The organism is Comamonas trifloxystrobinivorans (assembly GCF_043359985.1).
GTDB lineage: Bacteria > Pseudomonadota > Gammaproteobacteria > Burkholderiales > Burkholderiaceae_C > Comamonas > Comamonas trifloxystrobinivorans.
Window position 1 is genome coordinate 23,452 of record NZ_JBHZGV010000015.1, and the last position, 23,694, is coordinate 47,145.

General features: G+C 62.4%; 23 protein-coding genes. 12 read left to right on the plus strand and 11 right to left on the minus strand.

Going from position 1 to position 23,694, the window contains the following annotated elements; translation table 11 throughout:
* Positions 1-2 precede the first annotated feature (2 nt).
* Positions 3-968 (minus strand): PDR/VanB family oxidoreductase, encoded by a 966-nt coding sequence (locus ACFIQF_RS18570; RefSeq protein ID WP_393945132.1) that lies wholly within the window; start codon positions 966-968, stop codon positions 3-5.
* 3 nt (positions 969-971) lie between these two features.
* Entirely contained in the window at positions 972-2,060 is a 1,089-nt protein-coding gene (locus ACFIQF_RS18575) for an aromatic ring-hydroxylating dioxygenase subunit alpha (protein WP_393945133.1), read from the minus strand.
* 113 nt (positions 2,061-2,173) lie between these two features.
* Between ACFIQF_RS18575 and ACFIQF_RS18580 the strand changes: the two genes are divergently transcribed.
* From ACFIQF_RS18580 to ACFIQF_RS18600, 5 genes are all read left to right on the plus strand, one after another.
* Positions 2,174-3,121 carry a LysR family transcriptional regulator gene (locus ACFIQF_RS18580; protein WP_393945134.1) on the plus strand — a complete coding sequence of 316 codons (948 nt, stop codon included), beginning with the start codon at positions 2,174-2,176 and terminating at the stop codon, positions 3,119-3,121.
* A 243-nt stretch (positions 3,122-3,364) separates the two neighbouring features.
* Positions 3,365-4,315 (plus strand): hypothetical protein, encoded by a 951-nt coding sequence (locus ACFIQF_RS18585; protein WP_393945135.1) that lies wholly within the window; start codon positions 3,365-3,367, stop codon positions 4,313-4,315.
* Positions 4,316-4,532: 217 nt separating this feature from the next.
* Positions 4,533-6,305: an SLC13 family permease gene (locus ACFIQF_RS18590; protein WP_393945136.1), complete on the plus strand. Its 1,773-nt coding sequence runs from the start codon at positions 4,533-4,535 to the stop codon at positions 6,303-6,305.
* A gap of 112 nt (positions 6,306-6,417) precedes the next feature.
* Positions 6,418-8,016, plus strand: coding sequence for a flavin monoamine oxidase family protein (locus ACFIQF_RS18595; RefSeq protein ID WP_393945137.1), 1,599 nt, complete (start codon positions 6,418-6,420; stop codon positions 8,014-8,016).
* A 37-nt stretch (positions 8,017-8,053) separates the two neighbouring features.
* On the plus strand, positions 8,054-8,599 hold the full coding sequence (locus ACFIQF_RS18600) for a c-type cytochrome (RefSeq protein ID WP_393945138.1): 546 nt from the start codon (positions 8,054-8,056) through the stop codon (positions 8,597-8,599).
* 135 nt (positions 8,600-8,734) lie between these two features.
* Here ACFIQF_RS18600 and ACFIQF_RS18605 read toward each other — a convergent pair whose 3' ends face one another.
* The 9 genes from ACFIQF_RS18605 to ACFIQF_RS18645 all read right to left on the minus strand — a co-directional run bounded on the left by ACFIQF_RS18605 (position 8,735) and on the right by ACFIQF_RS18645 (position 16,573).
* Positions 8,735-9,511 (minus strand): ABC transporter ATP-binding protein, encoded by a 777-nt coding sequence (locus ACFIQF_RS18605; protein ID WP_393945139.1) that lies wholly within the window; start codon positions 9,509-9,511, stop codon positions 8,735-8,737.
* Between the two features lie 23 nt (positions 9,512-9,534).
* Positions 9,535-10,248, minus strand: coding sequence for an ABC transporter permease (locus ACFIQF_RS18610; protein ID WP_393945140.1), 714 nt, complete (start codon positions 10,246-10,248; stop codon positions 9,535-9,537).
* On the minus strand, positions 10,245-10,931 hold the full coding sequence (locus ACFIQF_RS18615; protein ID WP_393945141.1) for an ABC transporter permease: 687 nt from the start codon (positions 10,929-10,931) through the stop codon (positions 10,245-10,247). The genes ACFIQF_RS18610 and ACFIQF_RS18615 overlap by 4 nt, the downstream gene beginning before the upstream one ends.
* Positions 10,932-11,143: 212 nt before the next feature.
* Positions 11,144-11,905 (minus strand): transporter substrate-binding domain-containing protein, encoded by a 762-nt coding sequence (locus ACFIQF_RS18620; protein ID WP_393945142.1) that lies wholly within the window; start codon positions 11,903-11,905, stop codon positions 11,144-11,146.
* 304 nt (positions 11,906-12,209) lie between these two features.
* Positions 12,210-12,701 carry a hypothetical protein gene (locus ACFIQF_RS18625; protein ID WP_393945143.1) on the minus strand — a complete coding sequence of 164 codons (492 nt, stop codon included), beginning with the start codon at positions 12,699-12,701 and terminating at the stop codon, positions 12,210-12,212.
* 505 nt (positions 12,702-13,206) lie between these two features.
* Positions 13,207-14,544, minus strand: a complete 1,338-nt coding sequence (argG, locus tag ACFIQF_RS18630) for an argininosuccinate synthase (protein WP_393945144.1) — start codon at positions 14,542-14,544, stop codon at positions 13,207-13,209.
* A 102-nt stretch (positions 14,545-14,646) separates the two neighbouring features.
* A complete protein-coding gene (gene ppnP, locus ACFIQF_RS18635; protein ID WP_393945145.1) occupies positions 14,647-14,964 on the minus strand; it encodes a pyrimidine/purine nucleoside phosphorylase in 318 nt (105 codons plus the stop codon).
* Between the two features lie 235 nt (positions 14,965-15,199).
* Entirely contained in the window at positions 15,200-15,976 is a 777-nt protein-coding gene (locus tag ACFIQF_RS18640; protein ID WP_393945146.1) for a glycine zipper 2TM domain-containing protein, read from the minus strand.
* Positions 15,977-16,204: 228 nt separating this feature from the next.
* Entirely contained in the window at positions 16,205-16,573 is a 369-nt protein-coding gene (locus ACFIQF_RS18645; RefSeq protein WP_393945147.1) for an ArsC family reductase, read from the minus strand.
* Positions 16,574-16,698: 125 nt separating this feature from the next.
* Here ACFIQF_RS18645 and ACFIQF_RS18650 point away from each other — a divergent pair, with 125 nt between their 5' ends.
* The 7 genes from ACFIQF_RS18650 to ACFIQF_RS18680 all read left to right on the plus strand — a co-directional run bounded on the left by ACFIQF_RS18650 (position 16,699) and on the right by ACFIQF_RS18680 (position 23,675).
* The gene (locus tag ACFIQF_RS18650; protein WP_393945148.1) at positions 16,699-17,406 is read left to right on the plus strand and encodes a FadR/GntR family transcriptional regulator; all 708 of its coding nucleotides are present in this window, start codon (positions 16,699-16,701) and stop codon (positions 17,404-17,406) included.
* A gap of 106 nt (positions 17,407-17,512) precedes the next feature.
* Positions 17,513-18,283, plus strand: a complete 771-nt coding sequence (locus ACFIQF_RS18655) for an SDR family oxidoreductase (RefSeq protein ID WP_393945149.1) — start codon at positions 17,513-17,515, stop codon at positions 18,281-18,283.
* A gap of 24 nt (positions 18,284-18,307) precedes the next feature.
* Positions 18,308-19,555 (plus strand): enolase C-terminal domain-like protein, encoded by a 1,248-nt coding sequence (locus tag ACFIQF_RS18660; RefSeq protein WP_393945150.1) that lies wholly within the window; start codon positions 18,308-18,310, stop codon positions 19,553-19,555.
* Positions 19,556-19,586: 31 nt separating this feature from the next.
* Complete coding sequence (locus ACFIQF_RS18665) at positions 19,587-20,603, plus strand: TRAP transporter substrate-binding protein (RefSeq protein WP_393945151.1); 1,017 nt, start codon at positions 19,587-19,589, stop codon at positions 20,601-20,603.
* A 120-nt stretch (positions 20,604-20,723) separates the two neighbouring features.
* Positions 20,724-21,314, plus strand: a complete 591-nt coding sequence (locus tag ACFIQF_RS18670) for a TRAP transporter small permease (protein WP_393945152.1) — start codon at positions 20,724-20,726, stop codon at positions 21,312-21,314.
* Positions 21,311-22,591, plus strand: a complete 1,281-nt coding sequence (locus tag ACFIQF_RS18675; RefSeq protein WP_393945153.1) for a TRAP transporter large permease — start codon at positions 21,311-21,313, stop codon at positions 22,589-22,591. Before ACFIQF_RS18670 ends, ACFIQF_RS18675 begins: the two co-directional genes overlap by 4 nt.
* 43 nt (positions 22,592-22,634) lie before the next feature.
* Complete coding sequence (locus ACFIQF_RS18680) at positions 22,635-23,675, plus strand: L-idonate 5-dehydrogenase (protein ID WP_393945154.1); 1,041 nt, start codon at positions 22,635-22,637, stop codon at positions 23,673-23,675.
* Positions 23,676-23,694: the final 19 nt, after the last annotated feature.

Sequence of the window (23,694 nt, forward strand, 5' to 3'; positions counted from 1 at the left end):
AATCAAAGATCCAGCACCAGCTCGGCGCTGCGAGCCCGCGATACGCAGGGCAGAATGCATTGGTGGGCGGCGCGCTCTTCGTCGCTGAGCACATAGTCGCGGTGGTCGGCTTCGCCGCTCACCAGGGGGATTTCGCAGCTGCGGCACATGCCTTCGCGGCAAGAGAAGGGCAGGCTCTGGCCCGAGCATTCCAGTGCTTCGAGCAAGCTTTGCTGGGCGCCCACAGTGATGCGTTCGCCGCTGCGGTGCAGCACCACGGTGAATTCGCCGGCATTGGCTGCGTTGGCGGCGTTTTGTGCGGCGGCGGCCTCGGGTGGAGCAAAGCGCTCAAAGTGCACGGCGGCTTTGGGCAAGCCTTGTATTTGTGCTGCGGCTTCTACTGCGTTCATCAACCCTTCGGGGCCGCAGCAGTACACATGGGCTCCAGCGGGCGTGGCTGCCAGCCATTGCTGCAGGTCGCAGCGCTGGCCGTCTGCCTCTTCGTCGACAAACAGCTGCACTCGGCCGCCAAAACCAGCCAGCGTCCAGGCAAAGGCCGCGCGGCTGCGGCTGCGCACGCAGTACAGCAGGCGCCAGGGCTGGCCCGTGGCTTCGCAGTGGCGGATCATGCTCATGATGGGCGTGATGCCAATGCCGCCGGCAATAAAGCAGTGTTCGCTGGCCGCTTCGCCCAGGCCAAACAGGCTGCGCGGCGCGCTGATCTCCAGTTGCTGACCCACTTGCAGCTGTTGGTGTACATAGCTGGAGCCGCCGCGTGAGTTGGCTGCCAGGCCCACGCCGATCACGTAGCGGTGGCGCTCGGACGGGCAGTTGGCCAGTGAGTATTGGCGGCAAATGCCATTGGGCAAGAACACATCGATGTGCGAGCCGCTGCTGAAAGCCGGCAGCTCGCCGCCGTCGATGGCGCGCAGTTCCAGGCCGACGACATCCTGCGCCTCGTGCAAGAGGCGGGCAACTTGGACTTGCATGGTTTACCCCGCAGTTTGTGGGTTGGCAGTGGCGGCGGCGGGCGCAGCGGCGGCTTTTTTCAGGGCGGCTTCGGCTGCTTCCTGCTCGATGCGGCGCGAGACAATCCAGCGGAACTGGTTCAGCGCCGAGTCAATGCCAAAGGCCACCATCTTGAAATCGGGGGCCAGCGCCAGGCTTTTTTGCTGCGCGGTGATGATGTCGCGGTCTTCGTCAAACGCATCCACCACGGCCTGGTGCACGGATTGGGTGACCTCGGGCTTGTCGATGGCGAAGTTGTGCGGGTGGGCGAAGAAGTAGTGGGTGGAATTTTCGGTTTCGGGCGTGATCGCCTGGCAGCCACGGAACTCGATACCGCCTTCGCGGTTGCCTTCTTGCGCGCCCTGGCCGGTGGGCGCCATGCCCGAATCCATCAGCAGTGTTGCGGGCAGGGTGAAGTTGTAAATGTTCCAGCGGTCCACCTTGCCGGCCCAGTCTTTGACCGCTGTAGCAAACGGCGGTGGGTCGATGCCGATGGCCCAGCGCGTGATGCGTACGCCGTTCTCCAGGCGCTCCACCTTGGGCTGCTGGGCCGCGTAATCTGCGCCGCCGCCCAGCGTGGTGGGGTGCACAAAGGGCAGGTGCGAGAAATCGAGCAGGTTGTCGCAGATCAGCAGGTAGTTCACGTCGTAGTGGATGTAGCCGTCCAGACTGCGCCAGTCCGGGTGGTCGAGCCACTGCGTGTCGGGGATGAGGGTCGGGTCGGCCAGCTCGGGATCGCCCATCCAGATCCAGATCCAGCGGTGGCTCTCGACCACCGGGAAAGTGCGCACCTTGGCCTGAATGGGGATGCGCGTCTGGCCGGGCGCCTCGACGCACTGGCCGCTGGCATCGAACTTCAGGCCGTGGTACATGCAGCGCACGCAATCGCCTTCGCGCCGGCCCACCGACAGCGGTGCGCCGCGGTGGCAGCAGCGGTCTTCGAGGGCGATGATCTCGCCGTCCTGCTTGCGGTACATCAGCACGGGCACGCCGATGATGGTGCGGTTGAACATGCCTTCCTTGGTGACTTCGTGGTCCCAGGCTGCTACATACCAGGTGTTTTTGATGAACATGGTGGGGTCTCCTGTTTGGTGTCTGAACCGGCCTCTGCGGGCCTTATGCCTCCAATCTAGGGCAAGGGTTGTCATGCATCAACAAACGCCAGTTCATGCCTAGAATGCAGGCCATGCATGCACCGCCTCTCGATCTGAACTTGCTGTTGGTGTTTGATGCGCTGCTGCGCGAAGGCAGCGTGACCAAGGCTGCCGACGCGCTGGGCCTGACCCAGAGCGCCACCAGCCACGCCCTCAACCGGCTGCGCCAGTTTTTTGACGACCCGCTGTTTGTCAAGGTTGGCACTCGCATGGAGCCCACCAACAAAGCGGCCAGCCTGCGCCCGGCCGTTGTTGATGTGGTGACCAGCGTGCGCCGCAACATATTGCCCGGTGCGGTTTTCGACCCGGCGGCCGCCACACGCACTTTCACCATCTGCATGACGGACATGGGCGAGCTGGTGTTTTTGCCCGCGCTGCTGGAGCGCTTCAAACGCGAGGCGCCGCAATGCACGCTACGCACCTTGCAAGTGCCTGTAGAGCAGATCGAAAACCTGCTGGCCACGGGTGAGGCCGATCTGGCGCTGGGCTCCATCCGCGCGGCACCCAAAGGCCTGTACCAGCAGCGGCTGTTTCTGCACGAGTTCCGCACCATCGCCAGCGTGCGCAACAGCAAAGTGGGCACCGAGATGACGCGCGAGCTGTTCGAGAGCTTGCCGCACGTAGTGGTTTCGCTCACCGGCCGCACCACCGAAAGCTACGACATTGCGCTGGAGAGCCAAGGCGTGCGGCGCAATATCTCGGTGATCACTCCGCACTTTCTGATGGTGCCGCTGCTGATGGACCGCCACCCCGATCTGCTCGCCACCGTGCCGCAAGCGCTGGCCGATGTGTATACGCAATTGCAGGTGGTGCGCTCGTTCGAGCCGCCGGTGGCGATTGCGCCTTTTCCGCTGAACCAGCATTGGCACCCGCGTTTTCACCACGATCCGGCCATCATCTGGCTGCGCGAGCGGGTGAAAAAGACTTTTGAGAATTATCCGAACATCGACACCAGGGATCGCCAAACGCAGGCGCGTTGAAGGCTCAGTGATGGCTTGGTGCTGCTCTGTTGCAGCGCACCGAGCGGTAAGGGTGTGGCATGCTGCAACTCAATTTTGTGAGCATTCGCGCTATGCAATGCGCGGTATTGGCTGACACGGCGTGGGCTGGGTGCTGGAGAAAAATGCCAAGTCAAAGCTGCCAGCGCAGGCACGGCCGGAAGCATCCGCACCTTGTTTGCAACCGCTGGGTTTGCTGCCAACCGTTGTGACCAAGGAGATGCCGTGAGCTACACCACCCGCCAAGTACAAAGTCTGCTGACCCAGGCCGAGCTGGAGCTGTTCCAGGCCAGCCGAGCCACTGCCATCAAGGCTTTCACGGTGCGCCAGTTGGAAGCCAAAATCAAACGCGCCCGTGCGCTGCGCAACAAGTTTCGCGATCTGCACCAGCGCCAGGTGGTGCGTACGGGCGCAAGCCCGGCCACCGCGCGCAAGCCCATGGGTGGTGAGAACGCACGCACCGAAGTCAAGGCCGAGGTGATGCAGGAAGTGCTGTCGCGCTTTGAAGCACAGCTGGAAAAAGCGCAAAACGCGCCCGCCAAAAAGAAAGCTCCCGCCAAAGCTGCTGCCAGCAAACGCACTGGCAGTGTGCGTGCCAGCGGTGGTGCAGACATCGCCATGCGTGGCACCCAGGGCACCACGGCGCGCCAGTTGGCACGTTCCAAGCGCTCGGCCGCCGATGAGGCGCTGGACGCCGTGCAAGCGCGTGGCGCCAAATCCAACCGCGCTGCAGCCGGCAAGACGGCCGTCAAAAAAACCGCCAGCAAAACAGCAGTGAAGAAAACCGCGGCCAAAACCGCAGCCAAAACCATTGCCAAAACCGCAACCAAGGCAGCAGGCAAAACAGCCACCAAGTCTGCCGCCAAGAAAGCGGCCAAGAAAGCAGCCAGCAAGCCGGCCACCAAATCGGTGACTGGCCTGGTCAAAGCCGTGCGCAAGGCCGTGGCCAAAAAATCGGCCACCAGCGCTGCACCCAAAAAAGCGAGCAAGGGCAAAGCCGGCAAGAGCCTGGTGAGTGGCTCGGCCAGCGACAAGGCCAAGGGCGCGGTGCCCACCTCGATGCCCGCATCGGCAGCCCGCAAGAACCCGCTCAAGGCCAAGCCGGTCAACAAAAAAATCCACGCCTCGGCGCGCTCGCGCACCCGTGCGAACGAAGCCAAGCGCGACAGCCGCTAAGCGCAGCGCTGCATGGGCACAGGCCCATGCGCGCATGCTCGACATGCAGCACTACAGCTGGCGCATTGCGCTGTAGCGAAAGTCGCTGGCAGCACCGCGTCACGCGCATGTCTGGGCGCTGTCGGTGCGAGCGACTGTGGCGATAAGAATATTTCTTACACCGGCCACTTGCCCGCTCTTGCATGCTTGACCCAAGCCGTAACAGAGTGAGGATGCGATGAGCTTGCAGATCGGGTTGGTGTTGCTGATTGCCTTTGTGGCCGTGGTGTTGTTCAGTACCGAGAAGTTGCGCATGGATTTGGTGGCGATTCTGGTGCTGACCTCGCTGACGCTGCTGGGGCTGGTCGGTGTGGGAGATGCGCTCAGCGGCTTCAGCAACTCGGCCACGGTGACGGTGGCCGCCATGTTCATCCTGGCCGCTGGCTTGCAGAACAGCGGTGCGCTCTCGGGCATAGGCACCTTGCTCGGAAAGGCGAAATCGCCGTTTCAGTTTTTGCTGATTTTGTTTGCCGTACTGGCGGTGATTGCGCCTTTTGTCAACAACACGGCGGTGGTGGCGGTGTTCATGCCGATCGTGATTGCAGCCACGGCCAGCGTGGGCATGGCTGCTTCCAAGGCACTGATTCCGCTGTCTTACGTGTCGCAGATGGCCGGCGTGTGTACCTTGGTGGGTACCTCCACCAACCTGATTGTGAATTCGATCGCCAAAGACCTGGGCCACCCCGGTTTCAGCATGTTCGAGTTCACCGCGCTCGGCGTGATCTGCATGGCCGCGGGCTGCGTGTATTTGCTGACGATGGGGCGCTGGCTGCTGCCCGATACCAGCAACAGCCAGCTTGAGGCGCATTACGAGCTGGGCAAGTATCTGACCGAGCTGCGGGTGATGGAGAAATCGCCTCTGATCGGCACTTCGGTGGGCGATGCCAAGCTGGGCGAGACCTATGGCGTTTACGTGCTGGAGCTGCTGCGTGGCAAGGAGATGATCATCTCGCCGCGGGCGCAGATTCTGCAAGAGGGCGATGTGCTGCTGGCGCGCGGCGACTGGTCGGATCTGCTCGATTTGAAGAATAAGACCGGGCTGGAGATCAACCCGGCCTACGAGTTCAAGGCCAAGGAGCTGGAGGAAAAGGGCGAGCAGGTGGTGACCGAGGTGATGATTGCGCCCAATTCGCGTATCGTCGGCAGCACGCTCAACGCCATCAACCGCAGCTGGCGCAACCAGGAATATGTGGTGCTGGGCGTGCAGCGGCGCGGCCAGGTGCTGCGCGAAAAAATTGGCAAGGTGCGCTTGTCGGTGGGCGATATTTTGCTGGTGCTGCTGCCCGAGTCAGAGATGGGCCGGCTGCGCAAGAGCAAGGAAGTGGTGGTGCTGACCGAGCGCGATGCGCCCAAGCCCAAGGGTTGGCGCGCGCCTTTTGCGCTGGGCGTGATGGTGGCTGTCATTGGCACATCGGCCCTGGGCCTGGCCCCGATTGCGATCACCGCGCTGCTGGGCGCGCTGGCCATGGTGGTGGCCGATTGCGTGGAGGCCGACGAGGCTTACGAGGTGGTGGATTGGAAAATCATCATGCTGATGGCTGGCCTGCTGCCGCTGGGCGTGGCCATGAGTACCTCGGGCGCGGCGGAGTTCATCGTCGACAACACGATTGGCCTGGTGCGCGATATGGGGCCGCATGTGGTGCTGGCCGTGATGTACCTGATGGCTTTGCTGCTGGCAGAGCTGATGAGCAACTCGGCCGCCGCCGTGTTGCTGACGCCGATTGGCATGTCTACGGCCAAGATGATGGATGTGGACCCGACGCCGTTTTTGATTGCGGTCACCTTCTCGGCCTCCACCAGTTTTCTCACGCCGGTGGGCTACCAGACCAACACCATGGTCTACAGCGCGGGGGGCTACAAGTTCACGGATTTTCTCAAGGTGGGTTTGCCGCTGAACCTGATTTTCTGGCTGCTGGGCGTGTATTTCATCCCGATTTTCTGGCCTTTCTGAAAACCTGACAGACCGTGGGCGCTGCACCTACATGCAGTGCAGAAAATTGGCAATTTCTCGGTGAGGGCCTAGGTTTCTAGACTGTCCTTGTACACGCTAGGGAGTTGCTTTCATGGACACTACAGACCCAAACGGGCTCAGCCGGCGCCAGCTGCTGTCGATGATCGGCAAGATTGGTGGCGGCACGGCCATGTACCACGCCATGATGTCGATGGGTTTGGCCGCCCAGTCCACCTACCAGGGCCCGATCCGCCTGCAAGGCGCCAAGCCTGGTGCGTCGGTGGTCATTTTGGGGGCGGGCCTGGCCGGCATGATCGCTGCGCACGAGCTGCGCCGAGCTGGCTACCAGGTGCAGATTCTCGAATACCAGAACCGCGTGGGTGGCCGGGTCTGGACGGTGCGCGGCGGCGACCGCATCACCGAGATGGATGGCACCACGCAGACCGTGCAGTTCGCGCCCGGCAACATGCTGGAAGTGGGCGCCTGGCGCGTGCCTTACCACCATGCCGGCCTGCTCGATTACTACCGGGAATTCGGCGTGGAGCTGGAGCCTTTCAACCAGTTCAACAACAACACCTATCTGCACGACAGCCAGGCCTTTGGTGGCAAGCCCAAGCGCTACCGCGAGGTGATGTCGGATGTGCGCGGCCATGTCTCTGAGCTGCTGGCCAAGGCCACCAGCCAGGGTGCTTTGGACCAGGCGGTGACGGTGGCCGACAAGGAGAGCCTGCTGGCCAACCTCAAAGCTTGGGGTGTGCTGGACAACCAGTACCGCTACGTCAAGAGCCGGGCGGTGAGCAACCGGCGCGGTTTTGCGGTGTCGCCTGCGGGCGGGCAGATGGCCAAGCCCGAGCCGTCGGAGCCCATCGGGCTGTCCGATCTGCTCAGCTCCAAGCTCTGGGGGCATCTGGGCGTGTTCGACGAAATGCTGACCCAGAGCGTGATGTTCGTGCCCAAGGGTGGCATGGACAGGCTGACCGAAGCCATGGGGCAATCGCTGAACGGCGTGATCCGCCTGAACTCGCGGGTGACGCAGATCGCGCAAAGCGATAGCGCGGTTACCGTGCGCTTTGAAGACACGCGCGAGCCCGGCAAGAGCCAGGAAGTGCGCGCCGATTGGTGCGTTTGCACCTTGCCTGCCACGATCCTGGCGCAGATGGATATCCAGGTGAACAACCAGATGCGCATGGCTTTGCGCAACCTGCCGTATACCTCGGCCTTCCGCGTGGGGCTGGAGTTCAACCGCCGTTTCTGGGAAGACGATGAGCGCATCTACGGCGGTGTGACCTATACCGATTTGCCTATCCAGCAGATCTCGTACCCCTCGTACAACTACATGAAGAAGGGACCGGCCGTGCTGCTGGGCGCCTACGCGGTCAACACCACCAATGCCTTCACCTTCAGCTCGATGACGCCGAGCGAGCGCATGCGCGTAGCGCTGGAATATGGCGCGCAGATTCACCCGCAGTACAAGCAGGAGTTTCGCAACGGCTTCTCGATGGCCTGGCACCGCATTCCGTGGATGCTCGGCTGCCGCGCTTTTTGGGCCGAGGACATGCGCCGCCAGCACTACGACCACCTCACGCCTATCGACGGCCGCATCGTGCTGGCCGGAGAACATGTCTCTTACGTGGAAGGCTGGCAAGAGGGCGCGGTGCTGTCGTCGCTCGACGCCATCCAGCGCCTGCAAGCCAAGGCCACGGCGGTTTGAGGGCGAGCACTGCTGCCACTGACAGAGGAGCCTACCCATGTTGATCCACATCCTTCCCCGACGCCTGTTGGCCGCGCTGAGCCTGGGCCTGTTGGGCTGCAGCGCCATGGCCCAGAACCGGCAGCCACTGGCGCCGCCTTATACGCCGCCGGTGCAGCAAAACCCGAGTGCCAGCCAGTTGGCGGCCGAGCGCGCCAAGGCGACTGAATCGCCGCTGGCCATCAGCGACGCGCATACACGGGAGCTGATGCAGCGCTTCTCGGAATCACGCTCGGTTTTTTCGGCGCGCGAGGGCGCGCAGATTTACACCGCTGTCTGCCAGGCCTGCCACATGGCCCAGGGAGAAGGGGCTACAGGCACCGGCTTTTACCCGCCACTGGCCAACAGCGTGCGCATCAGCGCCAGTGCTTATGTGGCCGTGGTGGTGCTGCGTGGCATGCACGCCATGCCGCCCTTCCAAGAGCGGCTCGACGATGAGCAGGTGGCCAATGTGGTGAACTATGTGCGCACCCATTTTGGCAACAACTACAACAACCCGATCAGCCCCGCCGAAGTGGCGGAACTGCGCAAGAGCTTGCCTTAACTACGGGCAGAGGCCGCGCATTTGCACCGCCAAGTTGGTGCAGATTTCGCTTTGTGCCTGGGCATGAAAAAACGCCTCCGAGGAGGCGTTTGGGTTGGTACGCAAGGCGCTGAATGCAGAGCCTTGTGCCCCCGCTTATTTGAGGTTGCCCGAGAGAAAGCGGGCCAGGCGTTCGCTCTTGGGGTTGGCCAGCACTTCGCGTGGGTTGCCTTGCTCTTCGATCACGCCCTTGTGCAGAAACACCACGTGGTTCGACACCTCGCGGGCAAAGCCCATTTCGTGCGTCACCACCAGCATGGTGCGGCCTTCCTGGGCCAGCACCTGCATCACGCGCAGCACTTCGCCCACCAGCTCGGGATCGAGCGCGGAGGTGGGTTCGTCAAACAGCATCACCTCGGGCTCAACGGCGAGCGCGCGGGCGATGGCCACGCGTTGCTGCTGGCCGCCGCTCATGTGGTTGGGGTAGCTGTCTTCCTTGCCTTCCAGACCGACCAGTTGCAGGTACTTGCGGGCGCGGGCCACGGCCTCGTCCTTGCTGATGCCGAGCACGTTGACGGGCACTTCGATGATGTTTTGCAACACCGTCATGTGCGCCCACAGGTTGAAGTGCTGGAACACCATGGCCAGCTTGGTGCGCAGGCGCTGCAGCTGCTTGGCGTCGACCGCGTCCAGCTCGCCGTTGCGGGCGGGCGCAAGCTTGAGCTCTTCGCCGGCCACGATGATGCGGCCTTGCTGCGGGTGTTCGAGCAGGTTGATGCAGCGCAGAAAGGTGGATTTGCCCGAGCCGGAGCTGCCGATGATGCTGATCACGTCGCCCGGGCAGGCGCTGACCGACACGCCCTTGAGCACGGCGTTGCTGCCGTAGCTTTTGTGGATGTCGAGTGCCTGCAGTTTGTAGTTCGATGCGTTCATTTCAATGCTTTTGTGCGTATGTCTTAGGCCTTGCGTGGAGCCAGGTAGCCGAGGAAGCGGCGCTCTGCCAGGCGGAAGATGCCGATCAGGATGAAGGTGATGCACAGGTACACCACGGCAGCGGCGATATAGGCTTCGAACGGCAGGTAGTAGTCGGAGTAGATGCGGCTGGCGGCGCCCGTCAGATCGACCAGCGAAGGCACGGTAGAGGCCAGGCTGGTGGAGTGCAGCATCATCACCACTTCGTTGCTGTAAGCAGGCAGGGTGCGGCGGATGGCGCTGGGCATGACGATGCGGCGCATCAGCTGCCAGCGGCTCATGCCCATGGCGCGCGCGGCTTCCACTTCGCCCTTGCTGGTTTCGCGGATCGAACCGGCCAGCATCTCGGCCGTGTAGGCGGCGGTGTTCAGTGTGAAGGCCAGGAAGGCGCAGAAGAACGGCTCTTTGAAATAGGTCCAGGGCCAGATTTCGTCCCAGCGTGCCTGCACCCATTCGAGCTGCGAGAAGCCGTAGTAGATGAGATAGACCTGAATCAGCAGCGGCGTGCCGCGCATGAAATAGGTAAAGGCGCCCACCACTTTGCGCAGCAGCCACGAGCGGCTGACCAGCGCCAGCGCGCCCAAGATGGCGAGCACGGCGCCAATGGCCAAGCTGGAGAGCAGCAGCTTGAGCGTGGTGACCAGACCTTCGCCGTACAAAGCCAGGGTGTCTGGCTGAAAGATGACTTCCCAATTCATAACTGCACCTTTTCCGTTCCGAGGCTGTAGCGCGCGTTCAGACGGCGCAGAGCCCACAGCGAGGCCGAGGTGTAGATCAGGTACAGAGCGGCGGTAAACAAGAAGAAGACAAAGGGCTGGCGGGCAGCGGCGCTGGCCTGCTTGGCCAGATACGTCATGTCCTGCAAGCCGATCAGGCTGACCAGGGCCGTGGCCTTGATCAGTACCAGCCAGTTATTGGTAAAGCCGGGCAGCGCGTAGCGCACCATTTGCGGCAAGGTGATGCGCACAAAGGTTTTGAACGGGCTCATGCCAAAGGCCCAGGCCGCTTCCATCTGGCCCTTGGGGATGGCGAGGATGGCGCCGCGGAAAGTCTCCGTCATATAGGCGCCGTAGATGAAGCCGATGGTGAGCGAGCCGGCGACAAAGGGGTTCAGATCGACGCTTTGCTCGCTGCCCATTTTCTCGAGCAAGGTGTTGATGCCGATGGCGCCACCGTAGAAGATGAGCAGCATCATCACCAGCTCGGGGATGCCGCGCACCACCGATGTGTACAGCGTGGCCAGCCATACCAGCGGCCGCTTGCCCGAGAGTTTGGCACTGGCACCCAGCAGCCCCAGGATGGTGGCTGTGAACACCGATGCCAGTGATACGGCCACCGTAAGCAGCGAGCCGATCAGGATCGATTGGAAATATTCACTCATAGTTGTTTGCCTTCAGCACGGGCACGGCGCCGTAGCGCTGGCCGTGCCGGGTCGTCCGGGTGCGGTAACAGGCTGCGCCCTGCCTGGGGCAGGCTCGCAGGCAATGCAATTGCGGCGCGTTCCAGTGTAAGAGCCTGGAATGCCGCGCCGCATGGTGTTACCCCTGACGAGTGCCGCTGCAACACCGCGTGGCGTGCAGGGCCTGGCAGTGATCAGTTGCCGTAGGGATCAAAGTCGAAGTACTTCTTGGCAATGGTGTTGTAGGTGCCATTGCTGCGGATGGTCTTGATGGCTTCGTTGATCTGCTTCTTCAGGTCGCCCTGGTTCTTGCGCAGCGCGATGCCGATGCCGTCGCCGTAGTACTTGGTTTCGTACTGGTCAGCGCCTTTGTAGCCGTAGTCAGCGCCTTCGGGCTTGCGCAGGAAGCCGCCATGCACTTCCACCTTGTCAGCCACGGTGCCGTCGAGGCGGCCGGACTTGATGTCCAGATACACCTGGTCCTGGGCTTCGTAAGGAATCACGGTAGCGCCTGCGGGCTTGAGCTCACCCATGGCCCACTTCTCTTGGGTGGAACCCTTGAGCACGCCGATCTTCAGGCCCTTGGCCGAAGCGGGGCCGGTGTATTCGGCCGATTTCTTCAGCACCACGGCGCTGGGCGTCTTGTAGTAGCGGTCGCTGAAATCCACCACACGGCGGCGCTCGTCGGTCATCGACATCGACGACACGATCACGTCGTACTTCTTGGCTTGCAGGCCGGGGATCATGCTGTCCCAGACTTGTTCCACAAACACGCACTTGCGCTTGATCTGCTCGCACACGGCCTTGGCGATATCCACGTCAAAGCCAGTGACCTCGCCTTGCGGGGTTTTGTAGGTGAATGGTTCGTAGGTCGGGTCAACTGCCACTTTCAGGTCGGCAGCGAAAGCGGGGGCAGCGATAGCGGCCACCGCAACAGCGAGCAAGGTCTTGCGCATGGGTGAATCCTTGGATCCAAAAGTTGATAAGGTGGCTAGCATGCTAGCGGCACCAGCTGGCGCTTTGCAATCAAGCGTAGGGGCTTAACGGTTGCTTGTGGCAGCCCGATGACAGCCTTTTGTGATTTGCCAGCAAAGCGGCAAAAGTGTACGCATTATTGCCAGCTGAAATGGCCAAGTGGTGCGAAAACTAACGCGAAAGCGTCAATTTTTACGCACCACCGGGGAAATTACCGATAGGTATTTGCTTATATCGTCAAATTATTTTGGCAATCTGACGAAATGAGCGGTGATACCGACGGGCTTACTTTTTCATAAAGCCAGGGCGAATCAACAGGCTTTGCACGCGGTAAGGCGCCTTTTCCTCCACCGAGATGTCCATGGGCACATAGGCCTTTTCGCACTGCAGCAAGTAGCTGCCGGCATAAGACACGGGGCTGGGCACTTGGCCTACGATACGGCAGTTGTTGCCGGCGAGCTGGTGCACTTGCTGGAACACCTGCTTCATCTGATCGGCGTTCACTTGCTGGTTGAAGTCTTCGGTGAAGCTTTTGCTGTCGGGGATGGCGCTCTTGCCTTCGAAGGCGGCAAACAGGGCCTGGAAGCGCTGGCCCAGGGCTTTTTCAGCGGCGGCATTGGGCGCTGGCAGGCCTTGCGGCTCGCCGGCGGGCGCGGCTTCCTGCGCAGCAGGAGCTGCTTCGGCCTTGTCGGCGGCGTGGGCGGCCGACAGGCTGGCAGCGGCGAAAACAGAAGCCAGCACGGCGTGGCGGCGGGCGGCAGACATCATTCGGGTCATCGGGAAATCCTGAGAGGGTTTTTTATGCAGGCCCCACTGTAGCCCTTATGCCGGCAGTAGGGGTAACACTTCGTTTTTGCTAGCTGCAGGTGCTGTTGCGCCGGGCATGAAAGCAGGTTTTTATCCTACAAATTCGAACTTGGCGGCTGCGGTTGGCACAAAAAAACCGCTGCCAGGGCAGCGGTTTCAAAGGGTGCTTGCGCTAGATCAGCAGCTTACTTCCGGTTCCAAACGGATTTCCGGGGAAGGCAATACCTTAACGCCTTAACGGGCAGGTATTCAAGCAACGACACTATGCAGTGAAGTGGGTGCAGGAATTGCTCGCCCCAATGGCGAAATGGACCCGTAGGCGCGGCGTCTGGGGTGCAGACAGTACCTGGGTACGGCAAGCCCCAGCAACAAAGCATACGGGTTCATATCGCCACCTCAAAACGAAGACTCCCGGCACATGCGTTGCGATGGCTTCGCCACGGCACTTGCGGCCCCGGGAGATCCCCGTTGAACCTTACTTCTTGCTGCCGCCCAGTTGGGGCAGGGCGTTGACGCCGCCTGCGGTCAACAGACCAGTCTGGGTGTAGATGGCCAGCTTGTCGCGGGTGTCCATCAGGTCCAGGTTGCGCATGGTCAGCTGGCCAATGCGGTCGGCGGGGCTGAAAGGCGCGTCTTCCACCTTTTCCATCGACAGGCGCTCGGGCGCGTAGGTCAGGTTGGGCGATTCGGTGTTCAGCAGCGAGTAGTCGTTGCCACGGCGCAGCTCCAGCGTGACCGTGCCGGTGATGGCGCGGGCCACCCAGCGCTGGGCGGTTTCGCGCAGCATGATGGCTTGCGGGTCGAACCAGCGGCCTTGGTACAGCAGGCGGCCCAGGCGCAGGCCGTTGACGCGGTACTGCTCGATCGTGTCTTCGTTGTGGATACCGGTCACCAGGCGCTCGTAGGCGATGTGCAGCAAGGCCATGCCGGGGGCTTCGTAGATGCCGCGGCTCTTGGCTTCGATGATGCGGTTCTCGATCTGGTCGCTCATGCCCAGGCCGTGGCGGCCGCCGATGCGGTTGGCTTCGAGGAACAGGGCCACGGGATCGTCATAGCGCTGGCCGTTCAGGGCCACGGGGCGGCCTTCTTCGAAGGTGACCGAGACTTCTTCGGCCTTGACGTCGACCTCAGGCTTCCAGAAAGCCACGCCCATGATCGGGTTGACAATGCGGATGCCGCTGTTCAGGTGCTCCAGGTCCTTGGCTTCGTGCGTGGCGCCCAGCATGTTGGAGTCGGTGGAGTAGGCCTTTTCGACCGACATCTTGTAGCCGAAACCTTCCTTGATCAGGAACTCGGACATCTCGGTGCGGCCGCCGAGCTCGTCGATGAACTGCTGGTCCAGCCAGGGCTTGTAGATCTTCAGTTGTGGGTTGGTCAGCAAGCCGTAGCGGTAGAAACGCTCGATGTCGTTGCCCTTGAAGGTCGAGCCGTCGCCCCAGATGTTGACATCGTCTTCCTTCATCGCAGCCACCAGCATGGTGCCGGTCACGGCGCGGCCCAGCGGCGTGGTGTTGAAGTAGGTGATGCCACCGGTGGAGATGTGGAAGGCGCCAGCCTGGATGGCGGCAATGCCTTCGTTGGCCAGCTGGGTGCGGCAGTCGATCAGGCGGGCCTTCTCTGCGCCATATTCCATGGCCTTGCGGGGGATCGCATCGTAGTCTTCTTCGTCAGGCTGGCCCAGGTTGGCGGTGTAAGCGTAGGGCAGCGCGCCCTTGTTCTTCATCCAGCGCAGGGCGGCCGAGGTGTCCAGGCCGCCGGAGAAGGCGATGCCGACCTTCTGGCCGACGGGAACATGTTGCAGAATGGTTTCCATGGTGTTCTATTCTCTAAAAACAATAGCTGCCAACGCTGGAGGAGCGGGCGTTGGCAGACAAGAATGATTTCACTACCAGCCGGCCAGCACGGCCGTGGCCGCTCAGGCGTAGTGGCAGATGTAGTGGTAGGCCTCGCTCACGCGGATGTCGAACTTGCTGTTGGCGGGAATGCTGAACTTCTCGCCCGGGCCGGACTTTTTCCACTCGTCGCTGCCGTCGAGCTTGTACTCGCAAGCGCCGGCAACACATTCCATGATCTCGGCCGCAGCCGTGCCGAAGGTCAGCGTGGCGGGCAGCACCACACCCACCGATTGCTTGGTGCCATCGGCCAACTGGTAGCTGTGGCTGATGCACTTGCCATCAAAATAAACATTGGCCTTGGTGGTGAGGCTGACGCCGTCGATGCGCTCGGTGGTCATGGAGGTCGGAAGTGAAAAAAGGAAAACCACCATTGTAGGTCAGGGCTTTGTCAGCATTCCGAATACGGTAAAGGCAGTTGAGCGGGGCGCAGGCGTAAACAAGCGTCGGCCCGGCGCTGGCCGGTGTTTATATAGAAGGCTGAGCACAGGCCCTTGGTTGAAGGAGATGAAAAAACAGCTGGCACCCAAGCGGGTGCAGCTGTTTTTGTTGGGCGGGAGCGGTTCGGTGCCCGGTTCAGCGCCAATGGCGGCGGCCGCCGCCCCAGTAGCCGCCGATGCCTAGTTGGATGACGGGTTGCACGGTGACCGGCGCTGGGTAATAGGCAGGTGCGGCCATGACGGGTGCCGCAACCGGTGCGGGCATGGCGCCAACCACGACGCCCGGCTGCGGCGTGGCATAACCAGGGGCGTAATCGGCGTAGGGCTGGGCGGGGTACTGCTCTTGCGCCATGGCGGGCTGCACTTGCACATTGAGCGGCAGCCAGGCGCCGGGCGCGCTGTCGGTTCGGGTGTGGTAGCGGCGGCCGGCGTATTCGTATTCCACGTTGTAGCCGTCGGGCTGGTCTTGCGTTACGTACTGTGTGGCGCATTGGCGCACGTTCTGGTAGCTGGGCACGCCGCCTTCCAGCTGGTTGCCGATGGCCGAGCCTGCCACCACGCCAACACCGGTGGCTGCAGCGCGGCCAAAGCCATGGCCGATACCATTACCCAACACGCCGCCGATCACGGCACCCGCCAAGGCGCCTGCGCCCGAGGTGCGCTGGCCGGTGTAGACCTGCTGGTCGTTGCACACTTGTTGCGGCACGCTCACCTGGCGATAGGCGGGCGTAGCCGAGAGCACTTTGCCATAGGCTTGCTCGCCGGCAGGCACGGGCGGCTGGCCGCTGGAGGCTGGTTGGTCCAGAAACGGGTCGGGCTGCGCGGGGTAGGAATAGCTGTTTTGCGCCCAGGCGCCAGCGCAAGCGGCGCTGAGAACGGCGGCAGGGAGCAGGGCGGACAGGAATCGTGGCATACACGCCTCCAAAAATACGAAACAGGGGACTGAGCGATCAACGCGCCTGAGCCATGTGGTGCCGACAAGCTTTACAAGGCTTTGCAGGGGGCGGACAGTGTGTGGCTGACCCAGGCTCAAACCCCCATGCTACGCCGCTGCACATGCCCATTTGTAAGCGGCAGGTAAACCTGGGTAAATGGACTGGGGTGGCGCCGATTGCCGGGGCAGCGTGCCCGGAAGGCGCGCTCAGCCGGCCTTTTTCGCCCAGACGGCTTCGTCAAAACCGACGGTGACCGTGCCGTCAGCCCATTCCACCACCGGGCGCTTGATAACGCTGGGGTTGCTCTGCATCAACTCAGTGGCGCTGGCGGCATCCACCACGGCTTGTTGCACAGCGCTATCGAGCTTGCGCCAGGTGGTGCCTTGGCGGTTGACCAGTTTTTCCCAGCTGGCCTGCGCAATCCACTGGGGCACTTGGCTGGCGGGCACGCCAGCTTTCTTGAAATCGTGGAACTGGTAGGCCAGGCCGTGCTCGTCGAGCCAGACGCGGGCTTTCTTGACGGTGCTGCAATTGGGGATGCCGTAGACGGTGATGGGAGTGGATGCGTTTTTCATATGCCAGACAATAAGCGGCAAGGAAAAGCCTTGCCATGCCGGGCAGTGTAGGTCAGTCTGGCGGAAAGCCCGGGCTTGCTGCGGGCGGCGTATTTGGGTTTAATCATGTGATGAATGATCGTGTTTTGTCTGCATCTGCCTCGGCTGCCTCTTCCACTGGCAGCAGTCAGCACCAGCGTGTGCAGGATGAGCTGGGCTTGCTGGTGGTCAGCCCCGCTTACGGCCCGGGTGCCAAGTTGCCCAATGAAGACGAGCTGTGTGCGCTACTGGGCGTCAGCCGCACTGCAGTGCGCGAGGCGATCAAGGCGCTCAGCGCCAAAGGCATGCTGGAGACGCGGCCGCGCACCGGCACCCGCATCAAGCCGCGCGAGGCTTGGAGCCTGTTTGATGCTGATGTGTTGCGCTGGCTCTGCGCCCAGGGGGTGGACCGGGAGATGGGCCGCCACCTGATGGTAATGCGCGGTATTCTGGAGCCGGCTGCCGCCTCTTTGGCAGCGAGTTTGCGCAGTGAAGAACAGATGCAGACGCTGCAGCAGGCTTATGACGGTATGGCGGCCGCCACCAATATTCAGGATTGGGTGCAGGCAGACCTGCGCTTTCACCAAAGCATTTTGCGGGCTTCGGGCAACCCGCTCTTGGTGTCGCTGGGCGGTATTGTGGCTTCGGCGCTGGAGTCGCTGCTGACCTTGAATGCGCAGACTGCGGGCGGTTTCAACGACGGTTTGCCGATGCACGAGAAGGTGTTGCAGGCCATTCGGCGCCAAAGTGCGGCCGATGCGGATTTGTGGATGCGCGCCTTGTTGGCCGAGACCATTGCGCGCTGGCAGGCCTAGTTGGCAGGCTTAGAGATTTCCCGAATTCTCGGGTTTACTCTGATTTAATGATCATATGAATTTGGGATGATGCTGCTCAACCTTTGTTGTTTGAGTTGGCTCCCACATGTCCCACCCTCTGTTTGATCTGACTGGCCGTACCGCCTTGGTGACGGGTTCTTCGCGTGGCCTGGGTTTGGCTATTGCCCAGGCGCTGGCCCAAGCTGGCGCCCGGGTGGTGTTGAATGGCGTGGATGCCCAGCGCCTGGCGCAAACGGCGAAAAGCCTGCGCGAGCAAGGCCATCAGGTGCTGGAACAGGCTTTTGATGTGACCGATGAAGCCGCTGTGGCCCAGGCTTTTGCCCGCCTGGATGCGCAAAACGTAGAGATCGACATTCTGGTGAACAACGCCGGCATTCAGCTGCGCAAGCCCATCGTCGAGCTGTCGCTACCTGAGTGGAACCAGGTGCTCAACACCAATTTGACGAGTGCGTTTTTGGTGGGCCAGCAAGCGGCGCGCCGCATGATTGCGCGCCAGCGCGGCGGCAAGGTTATCAATATCGGTTCGCTCATGTGTGCGGCGGCTCGCGCCACGGTGGCGCCTTATACGGCGGCCAAGGGCGGTATTAAAACGCTGACACAGGCCATGACGGCGGAATGGGCCGAGCAGGGCATTCAGGTGAACGCCATCGGCCCTGGCTATATGGCTACCGAGATGAACACTGCGCTGCTGCAAAACCCGGCCTTCGACGGCTGGGTCAAGGCGCGCACGCCGTCCCGCCGCTGGGGCCAGCCCGAGGAGCTGGGCGGCACCGCCGTGTTTCTGGCCTCGGCCGCGTCGAACTACGTCAACGGCCAGACGATTTATGTCGATGGCGGCATGTTGGCCGTGCTCTAGCAAAAGAACAGGCAGAAGCAGCATATGGCCACGCTGATCACCGACGTCAAAGTCATCCTGACGGCACCCGAAGGCATCAACCTGATGGTGGTGCGCATCGACACCAACCAGCCCGGCCTGTACGGCCTGGGCTGCGCCACCTTTGCCTACCGGCATTTGGCGGTGAAATGCCTGGTGGAGGAATATCTGCGCCCTTTGCTGCTGGGACGCGACGCGAACCGGATCGAAGAGCTGTGGCAGTTGATGCACCAGAACGCCTACTGGCGCAATGGCCCGATCGAGAACAACGCCATTTCGGGCGTGGACATGGCGCTGTGGGATTTGCTGGGCAAGCAGGCCAACCTGCCGCTCTACCAACTGTTTGGCGGCAAGGTGCGCGAGGCAGTGCCGATTTACCGCCACGCCGATGGGCGTGACATTGCCGAGCTGTGCGACAACATCCAGAAATACCGCGAGCAGGGCATCACCCATATCCGCTGCCAAAGCGGTGGTTATGGCGGCGGCAGTTTTGGCGCGGCGCCCGCGAATGCGCCGCAGGGCGCCTTGCCTGGCATATATCTGGACCAGCGCCGCTACATGCGCGAGACGCTGAAGATGTTCGACGCCATCCGCAGCCGCGTGGGTTTTGAGGTGGAGCTGTGCCACGACGTGCACGAGCGCCTCAAGCCCATCGACGCCATCCGCTTGGCGCAAGCGCTGGAGCCTTACGAGCTGTTTTTTCTGGAAGACGCGATTGCGCTGGAAGACGGCGCCTGGCTGCGCCAATTGCGCGAGAAAACCAGTACGCCGTTGGCGCAGGGTGAGCTGTTCAACCACCCGCTGGAATGGCGCAGCCTCATCGCCGAGCAGCTGATCGACTACATTCGCGTGCACCTCAGCCAAGTCGGCGGCATCACGCCCGCACGCAAGCTGCAGCTGTTTGCCGAGCAATACGGTGTGCGCACCGCCTGGCATGGGCCGGGCGATATGTCGCCGCTGGCGCATGCGGCCAATATCCATCTCGATCTGGCGGCGCGCAATTTTGGTGTGCAGGAGTGGTCGGGCACCGAGCCACCGAACTTTGTCATCCAGGAGCTCAAAGGCCCGCGCGATGCCTTGCTCGACGTTTTCCCCGGCATGCCCGAGTTTCGCCAGGGCTTTGTCTATGCCAACGCCTCGCCAGGTTTGGGCGTGGACATCAACGAGGCCGAAGCGGCCAAGTACCCGTGTGACAGCGGGGTGACGCGGTGGACGCAGACGCGCCTGCTCGACGGCAGTTTGCAGACACCTTGAGGTTCGATTCACAACAGAAGGAGACACAGACATGGCAAACACTTCCCGATTGGTAATGCGTCGCTCGGCCATGGCCTTGTTGGCGGCTTTGGCGCTGGGCCCGGGCCTGGCGGCCGCTGAGATCAAGGCGCGCGTGGGCCACGCCATGCCCGAGAGCCACCCGCAGGCCCTGGCCATGAACAAGTTCGCCGAACTGGTGGGTACCTACACCAACGGCAACGTCAAGGTACAGGCCTACCACAGCGCCGTGCTGGGCAGCGACGAGAAGCAACTGCAAGCCGTGCAGGCCGGCACGCAAGACATGTATATCGGCACGCTGGCGCCGTTGTCCTCGCGCGTCAAGGAAGTGCAGGTCTGGGATCTGCCCTTCATGTTCCGCGATTCGCGCGAGGTCTATGCCGTGCTCGACGGTGCTTCGTCGAAAAAAATCTTCGAGAAAATCGAGCCCGCCGGCCTGGTGGGCCTGACCTGGACGGGCATGGGTTTCCGCAACCTCTCCAACAGCAAGCACCGCGTGGCCAAGCCCGAAGAGGTGTCGGGCCTGAAGATCCGCGTCATGACCAATCCGGTGGCGCTCGACACCTGGAAGACGCTGGGTGCCAATGCCACGCCGATGGCTTTTGCCGAGGTTTTCCCGGCACTGGAGATCAAGGCGCTCGACGGGCAGGAGAACCCGCTGCAGCACATGTGGGCGAACAAGATGCAGGAAGTGCAGAAGTTCATCACCATCACCAACCACGTCTACACGCCGTCGGCCCTGGTGGCCTCGAAGAAGTTCTGGACCTCGCTCTCGCCGGCCGACCAGGCGGGTGTGCAAAAGGCTGCCACCGAGGCCGGTCTGTACCAGCGCAAGCTGCTCGATGAGGGGGACGAAACGGCTATCGCCAACTTCAAGAAAGCTGGCGTGTCGGTGGATGCCATGCCAGCGGCCGAACTGGCACGCATGCAGGAAAAGGTGAAGCCGGTGATCGCCAAGTTCGCGCCACAGATCGGTGACGAATTCGTCAAGGGCTTCCTCGCCGAGATCGACAAAGCCCGCGCCAAATAAGCCAGGCGCACAGGCCGGTGGCAGCGTTGCCGCTGGCCTGGGCTGAGAGCGTTCATGCGTTCTGACAAGCCAACCTGAGTGTGATGCGGCCGCTGCAGCGCCGCAGGGAGAACTGTTGCCATGGGAAAACTGTTGAAAAACCTGGCCGACGCGCTCACGCGCCTGACCGAATGGCTCATGGTCGCCTGCATGGTGGTCATGCTGGTGCTGGTGTTTGCCAACGTGGTGCTGCGCCTCGTGTGGAACACCGGCATTGATTTCGCCGAAGAAATACCGCGCTTCGCCTTTATTTGGCTCACTTTTTTGGGCGCCATCGTTGGCATGCGCCGGCGCGCGCATCTGGGCGTGGATCTGGTGGTGCAACTGCTGCCAACGGCCGGGCGCAAAGTGTGCTGGGGCATCAGCCAGGCCATCATGCTGGTGTGCTGCCTGTACATCGTTTACGGCACCTGGTTGCAGCACGACATCATTCGCGGCAATGCCTCGCCCGTCACGCAGCTGAGCATGTTGTGGGTGTATGGCGTGAGCTATGTCACTGGCGCGGCGATTGCGCTGATCTGCCTGTCGAACCTGGTGCGTCTGGCACTGGGCCAGGTAGCCGATAACGAACTGATCGACGTGCAGGAAGAGGGCATGGAAGAAGCACTGGAGGCCGAGCGCGAGCTGCAAACCCAGACGCCCGCACACCACAAGCAAGGAGGCCAAGCATGACCATCTTCATCTTCATCGGCTCCTTGCTCGGCCTCATGGCCTTGGGCATGCCCGTGGCCTTTGCCCTGATCGGCTGCGGCCTGGCTCTGATGTACTACATGGGCTTCACCGACCCGCAGATCGTGGTGCAGAACATGTGGGACGGCGCCAACAACTTCCCGCTGCTGGCCGTGCCCTTCTTCATGCTTGCGGGCGAGTTCATGAACGCGGGCGGCATGACGCGGCGCATCATCCAGATGGCGATGGCCTGGATCGGCCATATCCGCGGCGGCCTAGGTTATGTGGCTGTTGGCGCGGCCGTCATCATGGCTTCGCTCTCGGGCTCGGCCGTGGCCGACACCGCCGCGCTGGCCGCTGTGCTGGTGCCTATGATGCGGCGCGCCGGTTACGACGTGAACCGCTCCTGCGGCCTGATCGCCTGTGGTGGCATCATCGCGCCGGTGATCCCGCCATCGATCGCGATGATCTTGTATGGCGTGACCGGCGGTGTCTCCATCACCAAGCTGTTCATCGCCGGCATCGTGCCCGGCATCTTGATGGGTGTGGCGATTCTGGTGGCCTGGCGCTGGTGCATCGGGCGCGACCCGATCGTCACCGAACCCCGGCGTACCACGGCCGAGCGCTTGACGGCCACGCGCCAGGCCCTGTGGGCCATGGTGTTGCCGCTGGTGATCATTGGTGGCCTGAAATTCGGCTGGTTCACGCCTACCGAGGCGGCCGTGATTGCTGCCGTCTACTCGCTGCTGGTGGGCATGTTCGTCTACCGCGAAATCAAGCCCAAGCAGTTGTTCGGGCTGATCTACCGCGCGGCGGAAACCACGGCCATCATCATGTTCCTGGTGTCGGCGGCCGGCGTCTCGGCCTGGCTCATCACCACGGCCAATATTCCGCAGCAGCTGGCCGAACTGGTGGAGCCGCTGATGGGCAACAAGATGCTGCTCACCTTTGCGCTGATGGTGCTGGTGCTGCTGGTGGGCACGGCGCTGGATTTCACGCCCACGGTGCTGATCATGACGCCGGTGCTGATGCCCGTGCTCAAGCAGGCCGGCATCGACCCGGTGTACTTCGGCGTGCTGTTCATCATGAACAACGCCATCGGCCTGGTTACCCCGCCGGTGGGCACGGTACTCAATGTCGTTTGCGGCGTAGCCAAGATCCCGATGAGCGGCGCCATCAAGGGCGTGGTGCCCTTCATGGTGGCGCAGACGATCGTGATGTTTTTGCTGGTGCTGTTCCCGCAGATCGTGATGTGGCCGCTGCAGTGGATGACCCGCTGAGCCGGTTGGGCTGTCATTTATTCAACACAGGAATCTTTGCCATATGGAAGCGCTAGTCATTCATGCGCCGGGCGATCTGCGGGTGCAGAGCCTGCCCACGCCCGAGGCCGGGCCGGACGAGCTGTTGGTGCGGGTGCGCTGCGGCGGCATCTGCGGCTCAGATCTGCATTACTACAGCCACGGCGGCTTCGGCACCGTGCGTATCCAGGAGCCGATGGTGCTGGGCCACGAGGTGTCGGGCGTGGTAGAGGCGGCGGGCTCGCAGGCGCTGGCTGCCATGGTGGGCCAGCGCGTGGCCATCAGCCCCAGCCGGCCTTGCGGAGCATGCCGGTTTTGCCAGCAAGGGTTGCAAAACCATTGCTTGGACATGCGCTACTACGGCAGTGCCATGCGCATGCCGCATGTGCAGGGCGCGTTTCGCCAGCAGATCGTGGTCAAGCGCGAGCAAGCCCATGTGCTGGCAGACCATGTGAGCGACGCCGAAGGCGCCATGGCCGAGCCGCTGGCCGTGGCCCTGCATGGTGTGCAGCGCGCGGGCCCGCTGTTGGGCAAAAAAGTGCTAGTCACTGGCTGCGGGCCGATTGGTGCGCTGGCCGTGATTGCTGCGCGGCGCGCTGGTGCTGCGCACATTGTGGCGACGGACCGCGCCGCGCACCCGCTCGCCAAGGCATTGCAGGTGGGCGCCGACGAGGCGCTCAATGTGGCAGACGATCCGCAGGCGCTGGCCCGCTTTGCCGCCGACAAGGGCCAGTTCGACGTGTTGCTGGAAGCCAGTGGCAACCAGGCCGCGCTGGCCGGTGCTTTTGAGGTGCTGCGCCCGCGTGGCGTGATCGTGCAACTGGGCTTGTCGGCTGGTGAGATGACGTTGCCCGTGAACACGCTGGTGGCCAAGGAGTTTGACTGGCGCGGCACTTTCCGCTTCCACGAGGAGTTCGCAATAGCGGTGGAGCTGCTAAACAAGCGCCTGGTGGATGTGCGGCCGCTGATCTCGGCCACCTTGTCCTTCCGCGATCCGGCGCGTGCCTTTGCACTGGCGGCCGATCGCTCGCAAGCCATGAAAGTCTTGCTCAATTTTGACGCCTGAGACGGGCGCTGGAGAGAAC

Bases quoted from the DNA above. Each gene is read 5' to 3' on its own strand.
- ACFIQF_RS18570 (WP_393945132.1), bottom strand. From the start codon at position 968: ATGCAAGTCCAAGTTGCCCGCCTCTTGCACGAGGCGCAGGATGTCGTC.
- ACFIQF_RS18575 (WP_393945133.1), bottom strand. From the start codon at position 2,060: ATGTTCATCAAAAACACCTGGTATGTAGCAGCCTGGGACCACGAAGTC.
- ACFIQF_RS18580 (WP_393945134.1), top strand. From the start codon at position 2,174: ATGCATGCACCGCCTCTCGATCTGAACTTGCTGTTGGTGTTTGATGCG.
- ACFIQF_RS18590 (WP_393945136.1), top strand. From the start codon at position 4,533: ATGAGCTTGCAGATCGGGTTGGTGTTGCTGATTGCCTTTGTGGCCGTG.
- ACFIQF_RS18595 (WP_393945137.1), top strand. From the start codon at position 6,418: ATGGACACTACAGACCCAAACGGGCTCAGCCGGCGCCAGCTGCTGTCG.
- ACFIQF_RS18600 (WP_393945138.1), top strand. From the start codon at position 8,054: ATGTTGATCCACATCCTTCCCCGACGCCTGTTGGCCGCGCTGAGCCTG.
- ACFIQF_RS18605 (WP_393945139.1), bottom strand. From the start codon at position 9,511: ATGAACGCATCGAACTACAAACTGCAGGCACTCGACATCCACAAAAGC.
- ACFIQF_RS18610 (WP_393945140.1), bottom strand. From the start codon at position 10,248: ATGAATTGGGAAGTCATCTTTCAGCCAGACACCCTGGCTTTGTACGGC.
- ACFIQF_RS18615 (WP_393945141.1), bottom strand. From the start codon at position 10,931: ATGAGTGAATATTTCCAATCGATCCTGATCGGCTCGCTGCTTACGGTG.
- ACFIQF_RS18620 (WP_393945142.1), bottom strand. From the start codon at position 11,905: ATGCGCAAGACCTTGCTCGCTGTTGCGGTGGCCGCTATCGCTGCCCCC.
- ACFIQF_RS18625 (WP_393945143.1), bottom strand. From the start codon at position 12,701: ATGACCCGAATGATGTCTGCCGCCCGCCGCCACGCCGTGCTGGCTTCT.
- argG (WP_393945144.1), bottom strand. From the start codon at position 14,544: ATGGAAACCATTCTGCAACATGTTCCCGTCGGCCAGAAGGTCGGCATC.
- ppnP (WP_393945145.1), bottom strand. From the start codon at position 14,964: ATGACCACCGAGCGCATCGACGGCGTCAGCCTCACCACCAAGGCCAAT.
- ACFIQF_RS18640 (WP_393945146.1), bottom strand. From the start codon at position 15,976: ATGCCACGATTCCTGTCCGCCCTGCTCCCTGCCGCCGTTCTCAGCGCC.
- ACFIQF_RS18645 (WP_393945147.1), bottom strand. From the start codon at position 16,573: ATGAAAAACGCATCCACTCCCATCACCGTCTACGGCATCCCCAATTGC.
- ACFIQF_RS18655 (WP_393945149.1), top strand. From the start codon at position 17,513: ATGTCCCACCCTCTGTTTGATCTGACTGGCCGTACCGCCTTGGTGACG.
- ACFIQF_RS18660 (WP_393945150.1), top strand. From the start codon at position 18,308: ATGGCCACGCTGATCACCGACGTCAAAGTCATCCTGACGGCACCCGAA.
- ACFIQF_RS18665 (WP_393945151.1), top strand. From the start codon at position 19,587: ATGGCAAACACTTCCCGATTGGTAATGCGTCGCTCGGCCATGGCCTTG.
- ACFIQF_RS18670 (WP_393945152.1), top strand. From the start codon at position 20,724: ATGGGAAAACTGTTGAAAAACCTGGCCGACGCGCTCACGCGCCTGACC.
- ACFIQF_RS18675 (WP_393945153.1), top strand. From the start codon at position 21,311: ATGACCATCTTCATCTTCATCGGCTCCTTGCTCGGCCTCATGGCCTTG.
- ACFIQF_RS18680 (WP_393945154.1), top strand. From the start codon at position 22,635: ATGGAAGCGCTAGTCATTCATGCGCCGGGCGATCTGCGGGTGCAGAGC.